Genomic DNA, 16,380 nt, shown 5'->3' on the forward strand with positions numbered 1-16,380 from the left:
CGGATCGTCGGGTATTCTACGATCGCATGGGAGCGACCATCCTCATGCACACCCGATGAACGGGCACCTTTCCATCGCAAACCCTACGAAACAGGGGTTTGGAGGCTTTTGGTCATGAGCAAATACGATCGATTTAGCGCAGCCTGCATAGGAGTAGACTGGCCCCTTCGCCTTCAGCTAGGGTTTTGCACGTCGCCGCACCGCCCGCGATCTTGTGCACCATTCGACTAATTTGGCATATAGGCCAAGAACCGAACAAGAACCGAATATGAAGAGTTCGGGGTAAAGCGAGGTCACAGCGATGGCGGCGGCAAAAGGCAAGATCGTGGAGGGCGGGCGCGTGATCCTTCCGGCCGCCTTTCGCAAGTCGATGGGTCTAGCGAAAGGCGATACCGTCCTGATCGAATTGCATGGCGAGGAAGTTCGCATTCGCCCCGCACGCTCTGCCCTACGGCGCTTGCAAGACAAGCTGAGGGACTATGCCCCCGAAAACGGATCGGTCGCAGACGAGCTGATCGCCGATCGCCGGCAGGAAGCGGCTGGCGAATAGGACATGGCCTGCGTTCTAGATGCGTCCGCCGTCCTCTGCCTGCTGTTTTCCGAGAAAGGTGCCGAGAAGGTCGAAGCCCGTCTCGGCGATGCCAGCATCTCGGTCGTCAACTACACCGAGGTTCTCTCCAAGCTCGTCGATCGCGGTCTCGATGCCGAGGAGGCGATCCGGGACCTGTCCGATCTCGACATCATCGTCCTACCGGTCGGCCAGGAGGTCGCGGAAGAAGCGGCCCGGTTGCGCAGCTTGTCGAAGGAGGCCGGGCTGTCGCTTGGTGATCGCTTCTGCCTGGCGCTCGCCCGCAGCCTCGGCGTCCCAGCCCTGACCACAGATCGGGCTTGGAAGGATATCGCTAAACCCGCTGGGGTTAAGGTCGAGCTCGTCCGTTGACCGGACGCGGCGAGGCGATGACGCAATGACCAGACGCAAGACGCCAGCGACCCACGATCGGTCCGTGCAGATCGATCTGTTTGGAGGGACCGCTTCCCTACCCCATCCGCGCGCGGAACCTCGTCCGCCCGCTCCCATGCGTCGTGTTCCGGCCGCCAAGACGGCGGCATCTCTGGCGCCGAAGCCCGAGGGCGAGACGGCGATGGTCGAGCGTCTGGAGCGCACCGGCCGCTACCGCGTGTTGCGCAAGCTCGTGCCGCGAGAGGTTCTGGCTCATCTTCATCCACCGGCCGATCGCACGCCCGGCGCCTGGCCTCGCCTGGGCGTCGTCCTTGATACGGAAACGACCGGGCTCGACCACGCCGCGCACGAGGTCATCGAGCTTGGTATGGTCGCCTTCACCTATGACGAAATGGGCGTGTGCGACGTCGTCGGCGTGTTCTCTCAGTTGCAGCAGCCGACGGGGCCGATCACGTCCGATATCACCCGGATCACCGGCATCACGGACGAGATGGTCGCCGGGCAGCGCATCGACCTCGAGGCGGTGCGTCGCTTCGTCGAGCCCGCCGATCTCGTGATCGCCCACAACGCGCGCTTCGATCGCCCCTTCTGCGAAAAGCTCTGCCCCGGCTTCGAGGCCAAGCCCTGGGCCTGCTCGGTGTCGGAGGTGGATTGGACGGCGCTCGGCTTCGAGGGAACCAAGCTCGGCTACCTCATCGGCCAGTGCGGCTATTTCCACAACGGGCACCGGGCGGTGGACGACTGCCATGCCCTGCTCGAAGTGCTCTCCCAGCCCTCGCGGACGCAAGCCCTGCCCGCCTTCCGTCAGCTTCTGGCTTCCACCTCAGCTCCGCGCTTTCGCGTCCACGCGCTCGGCTCGCCCTTCCACATCAAGGACATTCTGAAAGCGCGCGGCTATCGCTGGAGCGACGGGTCGGGGCGGCAGCCGAAGTGCTGGTGGCGCGAGATCGCGGAGGACGCGATGGATGAGGAAATGCACTTCCTCGAAGCCGAGATCTATGCCGGCGGCATGAACGCCCATGTCGAGCGCCTCACCGCTTGCGAGCGGTTCAAGGCATAGACCGCGCACAGCGGATACAAGCTGCTGGCATTCCGCAGATCCCGCCGAAACTGAAATTAGCATCGGCAGCTAAGCGCCCATCTCAGCCGTTCGGATTGTATCAAGCGGTCCTAAAACCTGCCGTTCGTGAACTGAACCCGGAACGGCGGTAAGAGCGACCGGCATTGGGACATTGCCGTCATTCCCAAACTGGCGTCGAAAGTGCAGCTTTCAGCCGAAATGCTAACGTTCGGAAAGACGGCATGCAGCGATGGGGAGCAGGCAAGATTGGCTCGCAACGGACTAGCAGGCTTTAGGAGCGATAGTGGCGAAAGCAGCCGCTGTCCCCTTGCGTAGAGCGCCGCCCTCCGAAGGCTGAGATCCCAGGGCTAGATTCACCTAGTTATCGCTGAGGCTGCCCTTCCAAATGCCAACCTAATTGGATTGGCAGCTTCCAACATTGCCTCGAGTTCGCCATTCGTTCGAATTGGCGGATGATAGCGAGATCGAGATCAACGACCGCAAGAGGGAGCTTAGAATACAAAACTGGCCAAGGTCGTTCGGGTGCCGGTTTGCGCAAAGTGCGATAAACACAACCGTCCGTGCATGGATGCACCAGAAAGGGAAGTGGAGTGGACCCCGTTTCGCCGGACAGGCGGCGGTTGGGTTTAGGCACTGAGCCTGATGAACTGGCGGGGCGATTGGAACTTCAGACCTGAGTGCGGGTGAACCTCGCAATAGTCCTCGATCCAGTCGGGGAGCAAGGCGAGGATGGTGTTGGCGTTGGGCAGGATGGTGACGCGGGCGTAGTCGCGTTTCAGGGTTTTGACGAAGGCCTCCGACATGCCGTTGGATTGCGGGCTGCGGACGGGCGTGAACAGCAGCGTCAAGCCGAGGGCTCGGGCCGTGTCGGCGGTGTCCCTGGCGATATAGGCGCTGCCGTTGTCCGAGAGCCATTCGACGGCGTGCGGGACCTTGGTGGTGCCGAAGCGACGTTCGACCGCCGTGACCATGAGGTCGCGCACCATCTCGCCGGAGATGCCGGCATTGGCGACGGCCGACCAGGCGATGACCTCCCGGTCGCAGGCGTCCAGCACGAAGAGGACGCGCACGACCTCGCGGTTGCGGGCGTGGATCTCCAGATGGTCCGAGCACCAGCGGATGTTGGAGCGCAGCGCGATGACGATGCCGTCGTGGGTTCGACCGGGCCGCGAGGCGGTATGGCGCTCCAGCGTCAGCCCATGATGCTGCATGATCCGCAGCACTCGTTTGGCGTTGACGGTCTGCTTCCCCTGAAGGCGCAGTTCCCGGTTCAGCAGCGCCGTGACGCGCCTGTAGCCGTAGGTCGGCCGGGCATCCACAATGGCGCGGATGGCAGGCAGGAACCCGGCATCCTCGGCCTTGCGATACGGACCCCGCGGCGTCACCGTCCTGCCGCGTCGCTCGTTGATGTGAGAACGAGCGACGTTCAGCGTTCGCGCCACGGCCGTCACCGGGAACCGTCCGTCGGATCGCTCCAGGACAGCAAGGGCAACGTCCGTTTTTTTGGGCGGGCGACGTCGAGAGCCTCTTTGAGGATCTCGTTCTCCATCGTCTTGCGGCCGAGCAGGCGCTCGAGGTCACGGACCCGCTTCTCCAACTCGCGCACGCGGGACGTGCCGACGACATCTTCGTCGGCCTGGACGGCAGCGTGGCCGCCTTCCAGCATCCGGCGCTTCCAGGCAAAGAGCTGCGAGGGTGAGACGCCAGCCTGACGTGCCACGAAGGACACGCTCATGCCCGGCTGCATCGCCTCCTCGACGAGCCGGACCTTCTCGGCCGTTGACCAGCGCCGCCGCCGTTGCACCGAGGTGATGACTTCGACCCGCGAGACCGGACCGTCAGACGCTTTCGACATAGTCGTACTCATAGGCGAATGCCTATGCCTTATCGGCTATGCCGCCTGTCCGGTCAAAATGGGGTGCGCTCCAGGAAGTCTTGTCTCAATCGGCAGAATTGGCTGGTGGTGAAGGGTTTACGTACGAAGGGAATGCCGCGGCGTATTATCTAGCGGCGTTGCTGGCGGAAACCGGCGCACCCGGAATATCGGACCGCATCGTGCACAAAGTTGCGGTCCAGCAACGCGACTTTGGTGAACCACTCGACGATGTGATCGTAGATTTTCGTGATCCCGCAGGTGAGCTGGCGAGACTCAGCCTTCAGGTAAAGCGCGCGCTTACGATCAGCAACGCAGCCTCGAACGCGGACTTTCGCGATATCGTACGTGACTCCTGGGCGAGCCTGGGCAAGTCCGATTTCCGAGACCATGTCGATCGTTATGGCGTTGCCGTGGGCACGGTAGCAACCGCGAAGGCACGGTCGCTGACCACGCTGTGCGAGCTGGCGCGTGAAAGTCCCGCCACCGCTCATTTCGAGGCACGCTTCGCATCGGGAGGCAATGCCGCGCCGGACGTCCGGGTAGTCCGAGATGCAGTGATTTCGCTGCTTAAGGACGCCAAGGGCAGCGATTGCACGGCTGAGGAGGTGCATCGGTTCCTTGCGCACTTCGTGCTAATAGAGTTTGAATTTCTTCAGGAAGGCGCGGCGGATCCCGCCGCCGCGATCACGATGCTTCGCGGTGCACTGGCGAGCACCGAGTCAGAAAAAGCGTCGTTGCTCTGGTCGAAACTAGTGGAGCTGGCCAGGGCCTCAGCAGGCAAGTCCGGCGTCTTCGATCGCAGCCGCCTCGTACGGACGATAGCGCCCCTAGCCAGACTGGGTGGTGCGCGTTCGTTGCGCCAGGACCTGGATGTCCTTGGGGACATCGCTAAAGCCCATGTCGAGAGCATTCAAGATGATGTCGGTGGCGCACGGATATCGCGCGACTCTCTCGCCGCAGAGCTCGAGGAGAAACTCGCCAAGTTTCGGATCGTCCAGGTCCGCGGCCTTCCGGGCAGCGGAAAGTCCGTCGTACTCCGCAATCGGGTAGAACGGGCGCTGGCCATCGGACCCGCGCTCTTCATCAAAGGGGATCAGCTCGAAGGAAAAAGCTGGCGCAGCTTCGCCACGTCTCACGGCCTCTCGAGCGTGCATCTGGAAGATCTACTGGTCGAGATCGGCGCTACCGGTTCGCCCATTTTGTTCGTCGATGCCGTCGACAGGATTGAGAGAGACCACCAACCGATCCTGCTCGAGATCCTCCGGTCGATCCTCAACTCTCCGCTACTCGACAACTGGCATGTTGTCTTGACCCTGCGCGACACGGGGATAGAACCGACGCGGAACTGGCTCGGCGACACGATCGACGCGGCAGGCGTCGGCACCGTGGACGTCAAGCAACTGGACCGGGACGAAGTCGAGAAGCTGGCCGTAGCCAAGCCGCATCTGCGCCCCTTGCTGTTCGGGCCGCCGCAAGTGAGAGAGATTGTTCGCCGGCCATTCTTCGCGAAGATCCTGAGCCAGGGTTATGCCGGCGATGCCGAGGCAGAGACGTTCGCGCCCAAATCTGAGGTTGATCTCATCGACAATTGGTGGGTGCGCGGCGGCTACAATGCTGCGGGCAGAGACGCGCTGGAACGGCAGCGCGCCATAGTGGAGCTCGCCGGTGCACGCGCTCGGAAGCTGAGCCAACCGATTGCCCTAAAGCAATTGAGCCCTTCGAGCGTCAGCATGATTCCGCAATTCGTCGAAGACGGTATCCTGCAGCAGGTCCGTGTCGGCCACACCGTCCGCTTCTCGCACGACATCTTCTTCGAATGGGCTTTCTTCCACACCCTGGCCGATCGCGGCGAAGAGTGGCTGGAGGAAATCAACGCATGCGGCGAGCCTCCCGCTATCGCCCGCGTCGTCGAGTTGCTGTCCCAGTCCGAATTCGCCCGCAAGGAGATATGGGCGGACCAGCTTCATCGCGTCGCGCACTCAGACATGCGCTCGCAATGGACCCGCGCTTGGCTTCTCGGCCCGGTCGCCGCTTCGAATTTCGAGGACGATGCGGATCAGTTCGCCACCGTCGCCTTTGCGGATGATTTCCAGTTCCTGAAGAAGGCACTCGTATGGTTTCAGGCGGAAAAGACGAGCCCCAACGCGGCAGTTCTTGCCAGCGACTTGGCGGCGGACCAACGGCTTCGCTATGCAGATCTTCTAGGCTGGCCTTCGGATTTTTCGGCATGGCGACGGCTCATCGTCTTTCTGCTGCGCAGAATCGCCGGTATTCCACCTCGGCTTTTTTCGAACGTGGTCGCGGTTTTTGAGGTATGGCAGAACGCCATGGGCGCGATCGCCAATCCCCTGTCGAAGGCTATCCTTTCCCAGTGTGAGGCCTGGCTCGCGGACATAGCTCAATTCAATCAATCCAAGGGACAAAGTACCGACATCGCCGATTGGAAAAGCATTGACGGTCTTGGTGATTTCCGGGGGCAGATCACGCAGCTGATCCTGCGTGCGGCAAGCGTTGAGCCCAGCTTTACCACGAGCTATCTCCGGCACATCATCGATGGTGAAGAGATACGCGACAAGCAGTTCAAGGAGATCATCGGTTTCTCACCGACGCTCGCACAATCCCATCCGGCACTGCTCGTTGAGCTGACACTCAAGCATCTGCGAGAGGAACTGCCCGATGATAAGGTAGCTCGGCAGCACGAAGAGGCACGAATTGCTTCGGAGCGTCGCAGACGTGCATTGGCGAAGCCTGAAGCGGAACGGGACCGAATCGATAAACTGGTGATCGAAGGCATCTTCTCGCGAATAGGCTTTGATGCATTCAGCTATCATGACTTCGAGACGCTTTCGATCGAGCGTGGCATGCAGGATTTCTGGCCGGCCTCGCCCTTGCGCGAACCATTTCACTCGCTTTTCCGATTCTCGCCTTCCGATGCTCTTGCCTTGCTCGTGGACCTTTGCAATCACGCCATGACAGCATGGGGCCAGCTGCATCGCCATGTTCGCGACAGCAGGGGCACGCCGGTTGCGCTGGAGATTGTATTCCCCTGGGGAAAGCAGACTTTCTGGGGCGGCGATCGGGAATATCTTTGGTTTCGCAACATCCGGGCACCCAAAGTGTTGGGCTGCGGCTTCATGGCGCTGGAGGAGTGGTGCTTCGCGGAGTTGGAGCGCGGAAGAGACGCGGACGACCTCATTCGGCAGATCGTCGAAGGTAATGGGTGTATCGCGATCCTTGGGGTCGCCGCGATGATCGCCATGAACGGTGATCTCATCTCTGATGTGACGGTCCCGCTCGTCACCTCCCAGCGGCTTCTGGCGGCGGACTATAGTCGGTTCATCAAGGATCTCACCGAAGGGAGTGCAAGTTTTATCGGTCTCGACGGCACTGCCAATAAGGCCGATATCGAAATCATCGCCACCGCGAATGCGAGGGAGGTTCGGCGAAAGCAGCTGAGCACGCTGCTCCAGCGCCACTTCATGATGGGAGGCGAAGCAATCGCGAAGACGGTCCAGGTCGCGGTACGAGACTTTCCCAACGCCCTGCCCTTCCAGCTAGAGGAGCACCGTACCCTGTCCGCTGCGATCACGGACCTAACGCGGCAAGCCGCGGAGTATGCCGAGCTGGTCGAACCTGGCAATTACAGGGCCTATCGGACCGAGGTGCCTGATGAGGTGGCCATCGTCCATGTCAGCCCTTCCGCTTCCGATCCCGATCGAAAGGCAAAAGCCGAAGAGGCAAGGGTCCGGCTGGAGGAAGGCAATCTTTGGGCTTGGGCGGCCAAGGCATTCGAGACAGGGGTGCCTGGCGATGCCTTCACGTTCTCCTCCGCACGTGCAATCGCGCAGCAACTAGACGCGCCCATGCTGTTCTTGGCGGAAGAGGAAGACCTTGGAACGCGCCGCGGCGCCGTAGCCGGCGCGGCTGCAATGGTCCTTCGCTTCCGCGACGGCGCGACATCTGAAAGTCTTGCCTGGGCGCGCGAGACGATATCCAAAGCGGCTGGGGCTCCTGAGCAACACGACCAGTTCTGGTCCCCCAGCTCGATCATTCCCTGGCATCACGCCACATTTGCCGCACGCGGGCTTGCAGCGGATCTGGCGGCGGGAACAGCAAACGGGAACGCCGCCGAAAACCTGCTCCGTCTCGTCGCCCATCCGCTCGAGATTGTCAGCCTGGCCGCCATCGACGAAGCAGGACGTTTATGGGATCACGATGCGAGGCTGAGTTGGGCGGCCTTGTGCCTAGCCTTCTCGCTCTGCCATATATCGCCACGCCCCAGGGGTTCACGTGGCCCGAGCGACCCCACTCATTCCACGCGGGAGACCGAGGCGGCCATCTCTTCCGTCCTCGCCTTTTACCATTCCGAGCAACCCTGGCCGGACCTCGCCTTGCCGCCGCCAGCCTTTATCCGGATGCCAAAAAGCGCAGCGAACGACCTTCGCTATTTTCCCATTCTCGATCACGGCGACGACAGTGGCGAGGACGAGGATAACCTGATCGCTAGCGAGCGGTTCACCGAGGTCTGGGCGGAGCCGGCGTCTCTCTGGCACTATCAGCTGGCCGACAAGATCCTCCCCTTGCTGCCCGTCGAGAGGATTGTCGCGGGTACAATGCGTGACAACCTGTTGCGATTCGCCAGCGGCCTTCTGCTCTGGACGAGATTGAAGAACGAGCCACCGGGAAACAAGCCGGGCCGCCGCGACCGCACGGATAGCTCCCTGTTCGAATGGACCCACGAGCTGGGCAGCATGCTTGGACGTATCGCAGGGCTCATTTCGGAACCGGAGGCTGCCGATCTCTTTCTGGCACCAATCGCCGCAATGCATGGCGAGGCGTGCTGGTCGCCGCTTACGCCCTTCACCGATGTCTATATCTGCCGGTATCTGCTCGACGCCCCCGCGGTTCCCGTTGGGGCTGTGCAAGTCCTCGACACCGTGCTAACTCGCTTCCTCGCCACACCCGAGCTGCAGGCGGGCTCCTACCGTAGCGGCGAATTCTCGGGCTTCGACCAGCCCCGGCTGGCCCGCCATCTGATGTTCGTTTCCATTGAGCGCGCTACAGGCGCTTCGCGATATGTGAATGGGGACTGGAGCGAGATCGAGCGGATCCTACCGCTGATAGATCGCTATGTACGCGCCGGTGGCTGGGCCGCCACGGTTATGGGCCATTACCTAACTCTGTGCGAGAGAGCGAGAGCGAGCTACCCGGCAGAGGCGTTCGCAGATCAAATTTTAGATACGCTTCAAGAGAATGATGCCAAGCTCAAGGGGTGGCACGGGACGTGGCTGCCGGCGCGTATCGCGAGCCACGTGCAGCATTTTGCCGATCGAGATTCCCCCATGCCCCTCCGGCTGGCGCAGAAGTTTCTCCGGATACTCGACCTCCTAGTTGATATGGGCGATCGGCGCAGCGCAGCACTCCAGTTCGCGGAAGCCTTTCGGGAAATCCGGATGGCCTGAGTGAATATCGGCTTGCGGGCGGCGGCGATCACTCAGCGAACGATCCATAGTATGGCGCTTAAGTGCTGGACGGCTATCCACTGGGCGAATGGAAGGTTGTGGCGGAATCTGCCGTCGTACTCCCGATCAACGAACGGCGTATTTCGGTCGATCGGGAGCAGGACGGCAGCTTTCTCCTGTCGACGACCTGAAAGCTGACATTCCGCAATCGGCCCTCCACTCGGCTTCGCCGCCAATCCGACTTCAAACGTCAGTCAGGCAGCTAGCATAGATCGTCAGCTGAAAACTAATCTGATCGAAGTCCCCGGTTGGATGCGACTCGGCAGACGACGCCGAACGGTCTTCGGCGTTACTCCTCAACCGGCCCGTGACGGAGGCCGCCAGCCGTGGCGAGCTGTCAGGCCCTGTCTGTCGGCGAAGGACACTTCGGTCCAGAAATCCCTGGACCCGAAGGTGAGATGCTTCAGCGGCCGGAGCGCCGCGGCGACGGACGGTGCACGGTCCAGGGCATAGAGAAGCTGCCCAAGGTCCATCCAGAATACGTCGAGGAAGTAGGGAAAGAGGTCGAGCCGACCTTCGTCGTCTTTTGGAGCGACGGCCGCCAGACGCTCGCGGAGCTGCCGCGTCCTGTGATTTAACTTCTCTACCTTTGCCACCTCCGCCGGAGCCGGATCAAGAGAGCCGAAACTGTGGTTAAGGACGGCCGGCATCATGTTGACGGTCAGCAGACGGTCCATCATGGGACCGAAGCTTAAGGGCGAGATTGCCACCTTTGTAACTATCGTCGCGTCGGTGATCTCGGCCTGTAGACACAACAGGGAGATCACGCCGCGACGCAGCTGTTCCTCATGGCGGACGAGCTGGCACAACATTGCCAGGAAACTGTCAGCGTAGTCCACGAAAGCGGACCTCCCCTCCCCCGACCGCGCCTGTGCGGTCAGCGACTTCGCCTTCGTCTCGAAGAGAAGGACGTCGCCGCTGTCGCATACGCCGACGTCCAACTGCAAAGCCTGTTTTCTCGTGCCGTATGAGACGTCCCTTTGGAGGACATCGGGGGTCCTCCGCCGACAGGCGTTTTCTATCGCCGCTTCGAGAATTGAACCAGTAATTTTGGATGCTCGCTTTCCATCGAGCTTGGACCAGAGTGTTCTGAAGAGAAGTTCGCAGGCCGCGTTCGCGCGTAGCGGACGCGGCAGGAGGAGGACATTGCCGTCCGGTGTCTCGAAGAACAGGAGCCGGTCGTGGTTTCTGTGTTCTGTGTCGGACGGAAGCGAGTAACCGTTGTTCACGAGACCTCTTTGTCCTAGCCCAAGTTCCCATAGGATGGGATGGGCCATCTGTACGGCACTTCGTGCATACAACTTCAGTTCACGGTCGTGCTCAGCCCCGAGTAGCGACCGGAACTCAGCCGCTAGACTTTTCGTCTCGAAACCTAGCGCCTCTTCATCCTCACTCGTCACACAGTCACTCAGCGCCGATACAACTGCGTCCGGTAGGTGTGCCGGTCCCTGCGGCATGAAGAACAGCTCGCGCCAGACGGTCGATTCAACGATGGTCCGTTCGAATTCTTCGGGAGCGATATTCGAGATGCTGTCGAACTGGCTGTAGCGTTGACAGTCGTGCGCTGCAGCAAAGTCGCGTGCCAGTTCCACTAGGGAGGACCAGGCGATCGAAGGCTTGCGGCGACTGCGGGGTAACGAAAGGTTAGCCATCGCGAGAGAGAGGAGCCAACCCCACGGGCACGCAGGACCATTTTGACCGGGCACTGAAGAAACGCGATCGCCAAAGACGAAGAAGCCGTCGTGCACACCTCCCCCAGTCTCCAGAGACCAGAAGATACGTCGGGCGCACTCGATGCCGCCGATCAGGCGGATCAGCGATAACGCCTGCTCGATAACGCGCCGGGCTCCGGCCTCGGTGACGAAGAGTCCGAACGCGGATGCTTCCACTGCGATTTTCCGGTCGCGCAGGCGTGAGAAGGCGCCACCAACATGCAGCACCCGCTCGGTCCACGGTATTGCGTTCGTTTCCAGCGGCTGCTGGCGGACCCAGGCAATGGCATCGAGCCACCGTTCCTTCTGGGTAAAGTCCGCGTACCTATCGTAGGCGAGCTGCTTTGTCAGCGCAGTCGCGACTGATGCTGTCTCGTGAGTCGCCAGCCCGGCGACCGAGGCGATTTGCAGCGACCGGACGAGTCGCCCGAGATCATGGCGGCTTAGGCCGGGTCCATCGGTCCGGAGGAGTTCGTCGGGAGGAATAGTAGCCGCCCGCCCTGATAAGGCCACCTCCCGGTCCAAAAGAATGAAAGATGCGAAATCCTCGTGACGGAGCATAAGCCACGTTAATAAGCCGTCGCTCGCTCCGCAACACGTGTTCGGCCGTCCGCGCGAGGTCCGCGTCGCCCTGATCGCGCGACCCGCGCGCCCGGCATGATGGCTTCGACCTCCTCAGTCGTGAACATCAGCGGTGGCAGATCGTTTCCGGACCGCAGCACGTGGCCAATAGCCGTACGGCAGCTTTCCTGCTTGGTGGTCTCAGAAGCGGACGGTCCGGTTTCGGCCCGGATCGACTCGCTACTGGCCCGCCAGTCCTACAAGGCCGCGGCGGTGGCGCTGGCCAACAAGATGGCGCGTACGATCTGGGCGCTGCTCGTGAAGGGAGGCGTTTACTAGGCGCCGCCGATCATAGCGCGAGTGTAGGTAAGAAAGATTCCGGCATCCTGATGCCGGGATGACAGCAAGGTGCCAACGCGTGATGAACCCAAGGGACGATACCTCGACGCCGGCCAAGCCGTCTAACGCATCGTGCCATTGAGCGCGCGAGATTAATTAGGCGAGCGGCATCGCGGATCTCATCTTGGCCAACGGTCCAGCACCGCGCCAATAGGCCGGACATATGACTGCACCGTCCGACGGCGAATGACGCGGCGACTACCTTGCCAACCGGGCCGTTCCACATATGCGTCAGACCCAGTTTTGCAGGCCGTTTGACACTCGGTCAGCCGCCAGGGAGACGGACGCAGCGATGAGACCACCTGCTTCGCCTTCGCATAGCCTCGATCTGTCGCCATGGACCGCTCCAGTATGGGAACGATCAGGTGCACCGGATCGATGGCTGGCTGTCCCGTCTCGCGGCGGAGAAACTCCGCGTAAGCGGTAAGATCGCGGTGAAGGCTGGCGGGCAGTTCCAGCGTGATCTCGCGGGCTTGTCGGGCTTCGTACGGTGTGAGGCCGCGTAGAGTCCTCAGGCTGCGACGAAGCCAGCGAGATGCTGCCGGAGCTAATCGTGACTGTCGTAGCGGAAGCGTTTGACGATCACGCCTTGATCGTGTGATTCATCCGCTCGACTTGGCCGTTATCAGGTGCAACGATCCACTAAATCGTTTACTGATCCTTCGAACTCCAAGGATGGCGGGACTTGGTTAACGTGCGCCATGGACTTCTTATGCAATTTTTGCTTTTAGTAAAAGTGTAATTTCGGGCTGGAATGTGCTGTGAATTGCCGCGCCAAGATACGTGCTGCGATCGCGGATGTATGCGCTTGTAGTCACCAACACGATCCGCTGTAAGCGTTCCTTCCTTCGGCTGTGGGGCTCGCCGATGACCTATATTCTCGTGACTTCCACATTGCTTTTCGCAGTCATTCTTCCGGGAACGCTGGTCCTGATCCGCGAAACCGTCAAGCATCACCGCCAAGAGATCATCCGCGACCTCGCGGCGGTCTTTCAGGCACAGGACGGAAACGCCGGCCAGCGACTTATTCCGTCGTTCGAGTTCGTCAAATTCAAATACTTCCTCGGCACGATCAACGAACAGCCCAACCGGCAGCCGCAGGATTTCACGACCATGGCGTGGGTCGTGGCGATGGTCCCCTTCGTGATCATCGTCGGTCTGCTCTGCTGGTTCGCTTTCAGCGTTCTTCTCGCCGGCCGACTACCGCACGAACTCTGCCATCTGAGCGTATCAAAACTGTGCGACCCACCTGCTGTGGGCGCCGACCAGTCTGCCCCTCTCTGGGCCTACGGCGCCATCAGTGCGTTCTTTGGCAGCTACATTCTAGAGATCCGCAACCTATACAAAGCGATCAACAACTTCGACCTGACTCCGGCCCTCTTCGTCGATTGCGCGATCACGATCGCCATGGGCGCCTCCATCGCGGTTCTCATCGTGCTGGTGTTCGATGTCCTGCTTGACGTCGTGCCGAAGGGCACCGACAGGACCGTCATCCTGTTCTGCTTTGCCGCAGGCTACCTGCCGCAGGTCACGCTCCGCTGGCTGATGACGAAAAGCCGGCTGAATAACTTCAAGCGCGAGAACCAGGAGATCTATAAGAATTTCGAGGCGACCCCGATCGAACTGATCGACGGCATCGACACCGAAATCCGCGACCGTCTGGCGGATTTTCACATCTCCTCCACCCAGAACCTCGCCGCGGCCAACCCACTTATGCTGTTCGTGGAGACACCCTACGGCGTCTACCAGATTATGGACTGGGTTGCGCAGGCGCAGCTCTGCGCTTCGGTCGGCCCCAAGGCGCTGACGGCCCTCTGGAGGATCGGTGTCCGGACCCTGTTCGACCTCGAACGCGCCGCTCTCGATCCTCTCTGCAAGAACACCAAGATGCTTGAGGTGATCGGCGCCGCGATGTTCGCGGACCTGCCGCCTTCCGCCGCCCAGACCCCGCCAGATGCATCCACCGCGCGTTACGACGAGACCTTCGTCAAGGCCAATATCGAGATGCGGCTTGACGACCCCCACGTTCACCGCCTGCGTCAGATCTACATGCAGGTCGGCGAGCGGATCGGCGAGCGCCATACCCGCTTCCTGGCACGCGGCGGCATCGCCCCGGTCACGTTGAAATCCTCAGCGTTAGGGTTCGTCCAGCCGGACACGATCCAACTTACAAACGGCGGGCTGGGCCTATTCCGCATCGGGGACACCCTCAGAATCAGCGGTGGCATCAACGGCGGCAAGGGCGGCGCGGTGACGTCGGTCAGCGACACCCTGCTCAAGCTCAACGGCGCCGGTTTCGCCGACGCGGCTGGCGAAGCCGACATTACTCTCGTCAAGATCAATCCCTAGGAGGCTCGCATGGATCGGTTTGCGGACATCATGACGACTGTGCTCGAATGTGAGGGCGGTTACGTCAACAACCCGTTCGATAACGGCGGACCCACGAACTTCGGAATTACACACAAGGATCTCGCGGCCTGGCGCGGCGCGGCTAGCGTGACCCCTGCCGAGGTCAAGGCGCTGACCAAGGACGAAGCGATAGAGATCTACCGCAAACGGTACTGGGGCCGAATATGGGGCGACCGGCTCCCTCAGCCCGTCGACTTCGTGGTTATGGATGGCGCGGTCAGCCACGGGGTTGCCGCGATGCTCCATATGCTTGAGACCGCAGCGGGACTCGCCATGGCGGACGCCCTGCCGGAGGCCGATCTGGCCGCCATTGTTGCGCGGGCAAACAGCGATAAGGCGGCGGTTGAGCTTGCCACCGCGCTCGCCGAAGCCCGCAAAAAGCGCTATCTCGGCCATGAAGACGCGGCGCATTTCATCAACGGATGGCGCAACCGACTGAATACGGTCATGGCGGCCGCCCTGGAGCCCTACGGCGTCGCCTGGACCTTCGATGGCGGCGTCTCGGGTGACGTTCGGCCTGGAGGTGCGGGGGGTGTCGAAGCGACGCCCGTCACTAGCCTGATGCAATCCACCATCAGCGATGAGGATCTGCAGCGTGGCTTGGAGGCCGCCGGCGTCTACACCGCGGGCATTGATGGCATGTTCGGCGAGAAGTCCGTCGCCGGCATGAACGTGATGTTCCTCAAGCGAACCGAAGAGGTCTCGACCGGCTGGCAGGTGTGGTCGGCGACGCGCCGCAAGATCGCGCTGGGGCAACTGCTTTGCAAGGACCGCGGCATCGATACGGGCCGCATCGACGGTCTGTACGGACAACAGACCCTCGCGGCTTTCGAGGCTTTCAATCTTCTGAAAGCCGGGCAGCCACTGGAAAAGTGGCGGGATGAGATTCACGATGACGCCGCGATAGCGCCACCCGCCCCTGCCATCAACACGGCTTGGCCACGCCAGTCCGAGGTGCCGACCTTCTTCGGGCCGCCTTGCAAACCCCAGATGAAACGCCTTGAACTGCCGTTCCGAATGCGGATCGCCTGGGACCTGGAGAAGGAAATCACGGGCTTTATGATCCATGAGAAGGTGCATGACAGCGCGGCCCGCGTCTTCGAGAAGATCTGGAGGCATTACGGGGAAGCGGGCATTCGCGAGATTGGCATGGATCTCTTCGGCGGCTGCTACAATTGCCGGAAGATGAAAGGCGGCTCCTCCTGGTCCATGCACTCATGGGCGATCGCTATCGATTTCGATCCGGCCCGCAACCAGTTAAAGTGGAGCCACCTTCACGCACGCCTCGCAAAGCCAGATGCCACGAAATTCTGGGAGTTCTGGGAAGAAGAGGGTTGGCTGAGCTTGGGCCGCGCCCGCGATTTCGACTGGATGCACGTACAGGCGGCAAGGCTCTGATTAGGTGTCGCCCTCTCCCGGCGAACGGCGGGGTCGGGCGAAGCGCGATCGTTTCCCGCGTAATCGCCTTGACGTCATTTCGCGGTGATGGGGCAATGAGCAGCAGCCCAGATCCGCGCGATGTCATCAACGAAAGCACGCCCCATGGAAGCAATGGAAGCCGAACGTCTATCTAGTGTCAGGACTCGTTGATCAGAGCCAGAAGATGACGGCGGCCGCGATGCAGATGGCTGAGAAGAAGGTGTGGGCGCATCGGTCGTAGCGGGTGGCGATGCGTCGCCAGTCCTTGAGGCGGCCGAACATGATCTCGATCCTGTGGCGCTGCCTGTAGAGTACGGGATCTGTCTCTTATACACATCTGACGCTGCCGACGATCCACTCTGTGTAACTCTAGGGGGACGGCGTTGAAGTACAAACACAACGTGTACTGCACAGGGTGACGTGGATCCAAAAATGATAAA

At 61.2% G+C, this 16,380-nt stretch carries 8 protein-coding genes and 3 pseudogenes; 7 read left to right on the forward strand and 4 right to left on the reverse strand.

The window, feature by feature from the left end; all coding sequences use genetic code 11:
- Positions 1-301: 301 nt before the first annotated feature.
- The 3 genes from NS365_RS19980 to NS365_RS19990 all read left to right on the forward strand — a co-directional run bounded on the left by NS365_RS19980 (position 302) and on the right by NS365_RS19990 (position 2,021).
- Positions 302-550, forward strand: a complete 249-nt coding sequence (locus NS365_RS19980) for an AbrB/MazE/SpoVT family DNA-binding domain-containing protein (RefSeq protein WP_058602068.1) — start codon at positions 302-304, stop codon at positions 548-550.
- Positions 551-553: 3 nt separating this feature from the next.
- Positions 554-940: a type II toxin-antitoxin system VapC family toxin gene (locus tag NS365_RS19985; protein ID WP_058602069.1), complete on the forward strand. Its 387-nt coding sequence runs from the start codon at positions 554-556 to the stop codon at positions 938-940.
- 136 nt (positions 941-1,076) lie between these two features.
- Positions 1,077-2,021 (forward strand): 3'-5' exonuclease, encoded by a 945-nt coding sequence (locus NS365_RS19990; protein ID WP_058602070.1) that lies wholly within the window; start codon positions 1,077-1,079, stop codon positions 2,019-2,021.
- Positions 2,022-2,668: 647 nt separating this feature from the next.
- On the opposite strand, the gene NS365_RS19995 is transcribed toward NS365_RS19990, so the two are convergent.
- Positions 2,669-3,897 (reverse strand): IS3 family transposase gene (locus NS365_RS19995; protein ID WP_153003875.1). Its coding sequence is split into 2 segments (ribosomal slippage): positions 2,669-3,549 and positions 3,549-3,897, totalling 1,230 coding nucleotides; the frame shifts between segments, so codons are not numbered across the junction.
- Between the two features lie 80 nt (positions 3,898-3,977).
- On the opposite strand from NS365_RS19995, the gene NS365_RS20005 reads away from it, so the two are divergent.
- Entirely contained in the window at positions 3,978-9,380 is a 5,403-nt protein-coding gene (locus NS365_RS20005; RefSeq protein ID WP_058602075.1) for a hypothetical protein, read from the forward strand.
- 356 nt (positions 9,381-9,736) lie between these two features.
- Here NS365_RS20005 and NS365_RS20010 read toward each other — a convergent pair whose 3' ends face one another.
- Positions 9,737-11,713, reverse strand: coding sequence for a hypothetical protein (locus NS365_RS20010; RefSeq protein ID WP_058602072.1), 1,977 nt, complete (start codon positions 11,711-11,713; stop codon positions 9,737-9,739).
- Between the two features lie 231 nt (positions 11,714-11,944).
- On the opposite strand from NS365_RS20010, the pseudogene NS365_RS24235 reads away from it, so the two are divergent.
- Positions 11,945-12,052 (forward strand): annotated as a pseudogene (locus tag NS365_RS24235) (IS110 family transposase); the annotation flags it as partial.
- Between the two features lie 362 nt (positions 12,053-12,414).
- Here the strand turns inward: NS365_RS24235 and NS365_RS25100 are convergent.
- A pseudogene (locus NS365_RS25100) lies at positions 12,415-12,627 on the reverse strand (DUF2274 domain-containing protein); the annotation flags it as partial.
- Between the two features lie 352 nt (positions 12,628-12,979).
- Between NS365_RS25100 and NS365_RS20015 the strand changes: the two are divergent.
- Together NS365_RS20015 and NS365_RS25105 are read left to right on the forward strand one after the other, a co-directional pair.
- Complete coding sequence (locus NS365_RS20015) at positions 12,980-14,461, forward strand: hypothetical protein (RefSeq protein ID WP_153003874.1); 1,482 nt, start codon at positions 12,980-12,982, stop codon at positions 14,459-14,461.
- 9 nt (positions 14,462-14,470) lie between these two features.
- Positions 14,471-15,919: a glycosyl hydrolase 108 family protein gene (locus NS365_RS25105; RefSeq protein ID WP_058602074.1), complete on the forward strand. Its 1,449-nt coding sequence runs from the start codon at positions 14,471-14,473 to the stop codon at positions 15,917-15,919.
- Between the two features lie 192 nt (positions 15,920-16,111).
- Here NS365_RS25105 and NS365_RS20025 read toward each other — a convergent pair.
- A pseudogene (locus tag NS365_RS20025) lies at positions 16,112-16,249 on the reverse strand (transposase); the annotation flags it as partial.
- Positions 16,250-16,380: the final 131 nt, after the last annotated feature.

Source organism: Aureimonas ureilytica (assembly GCF_001475935.1).
Lineage (GTDB): Bacteria > Pseudomonadota > Alphaproteobacteria > Rhizobiales > Rhizobiaceae > Aureimonas > Aureimonas ureilytica_A.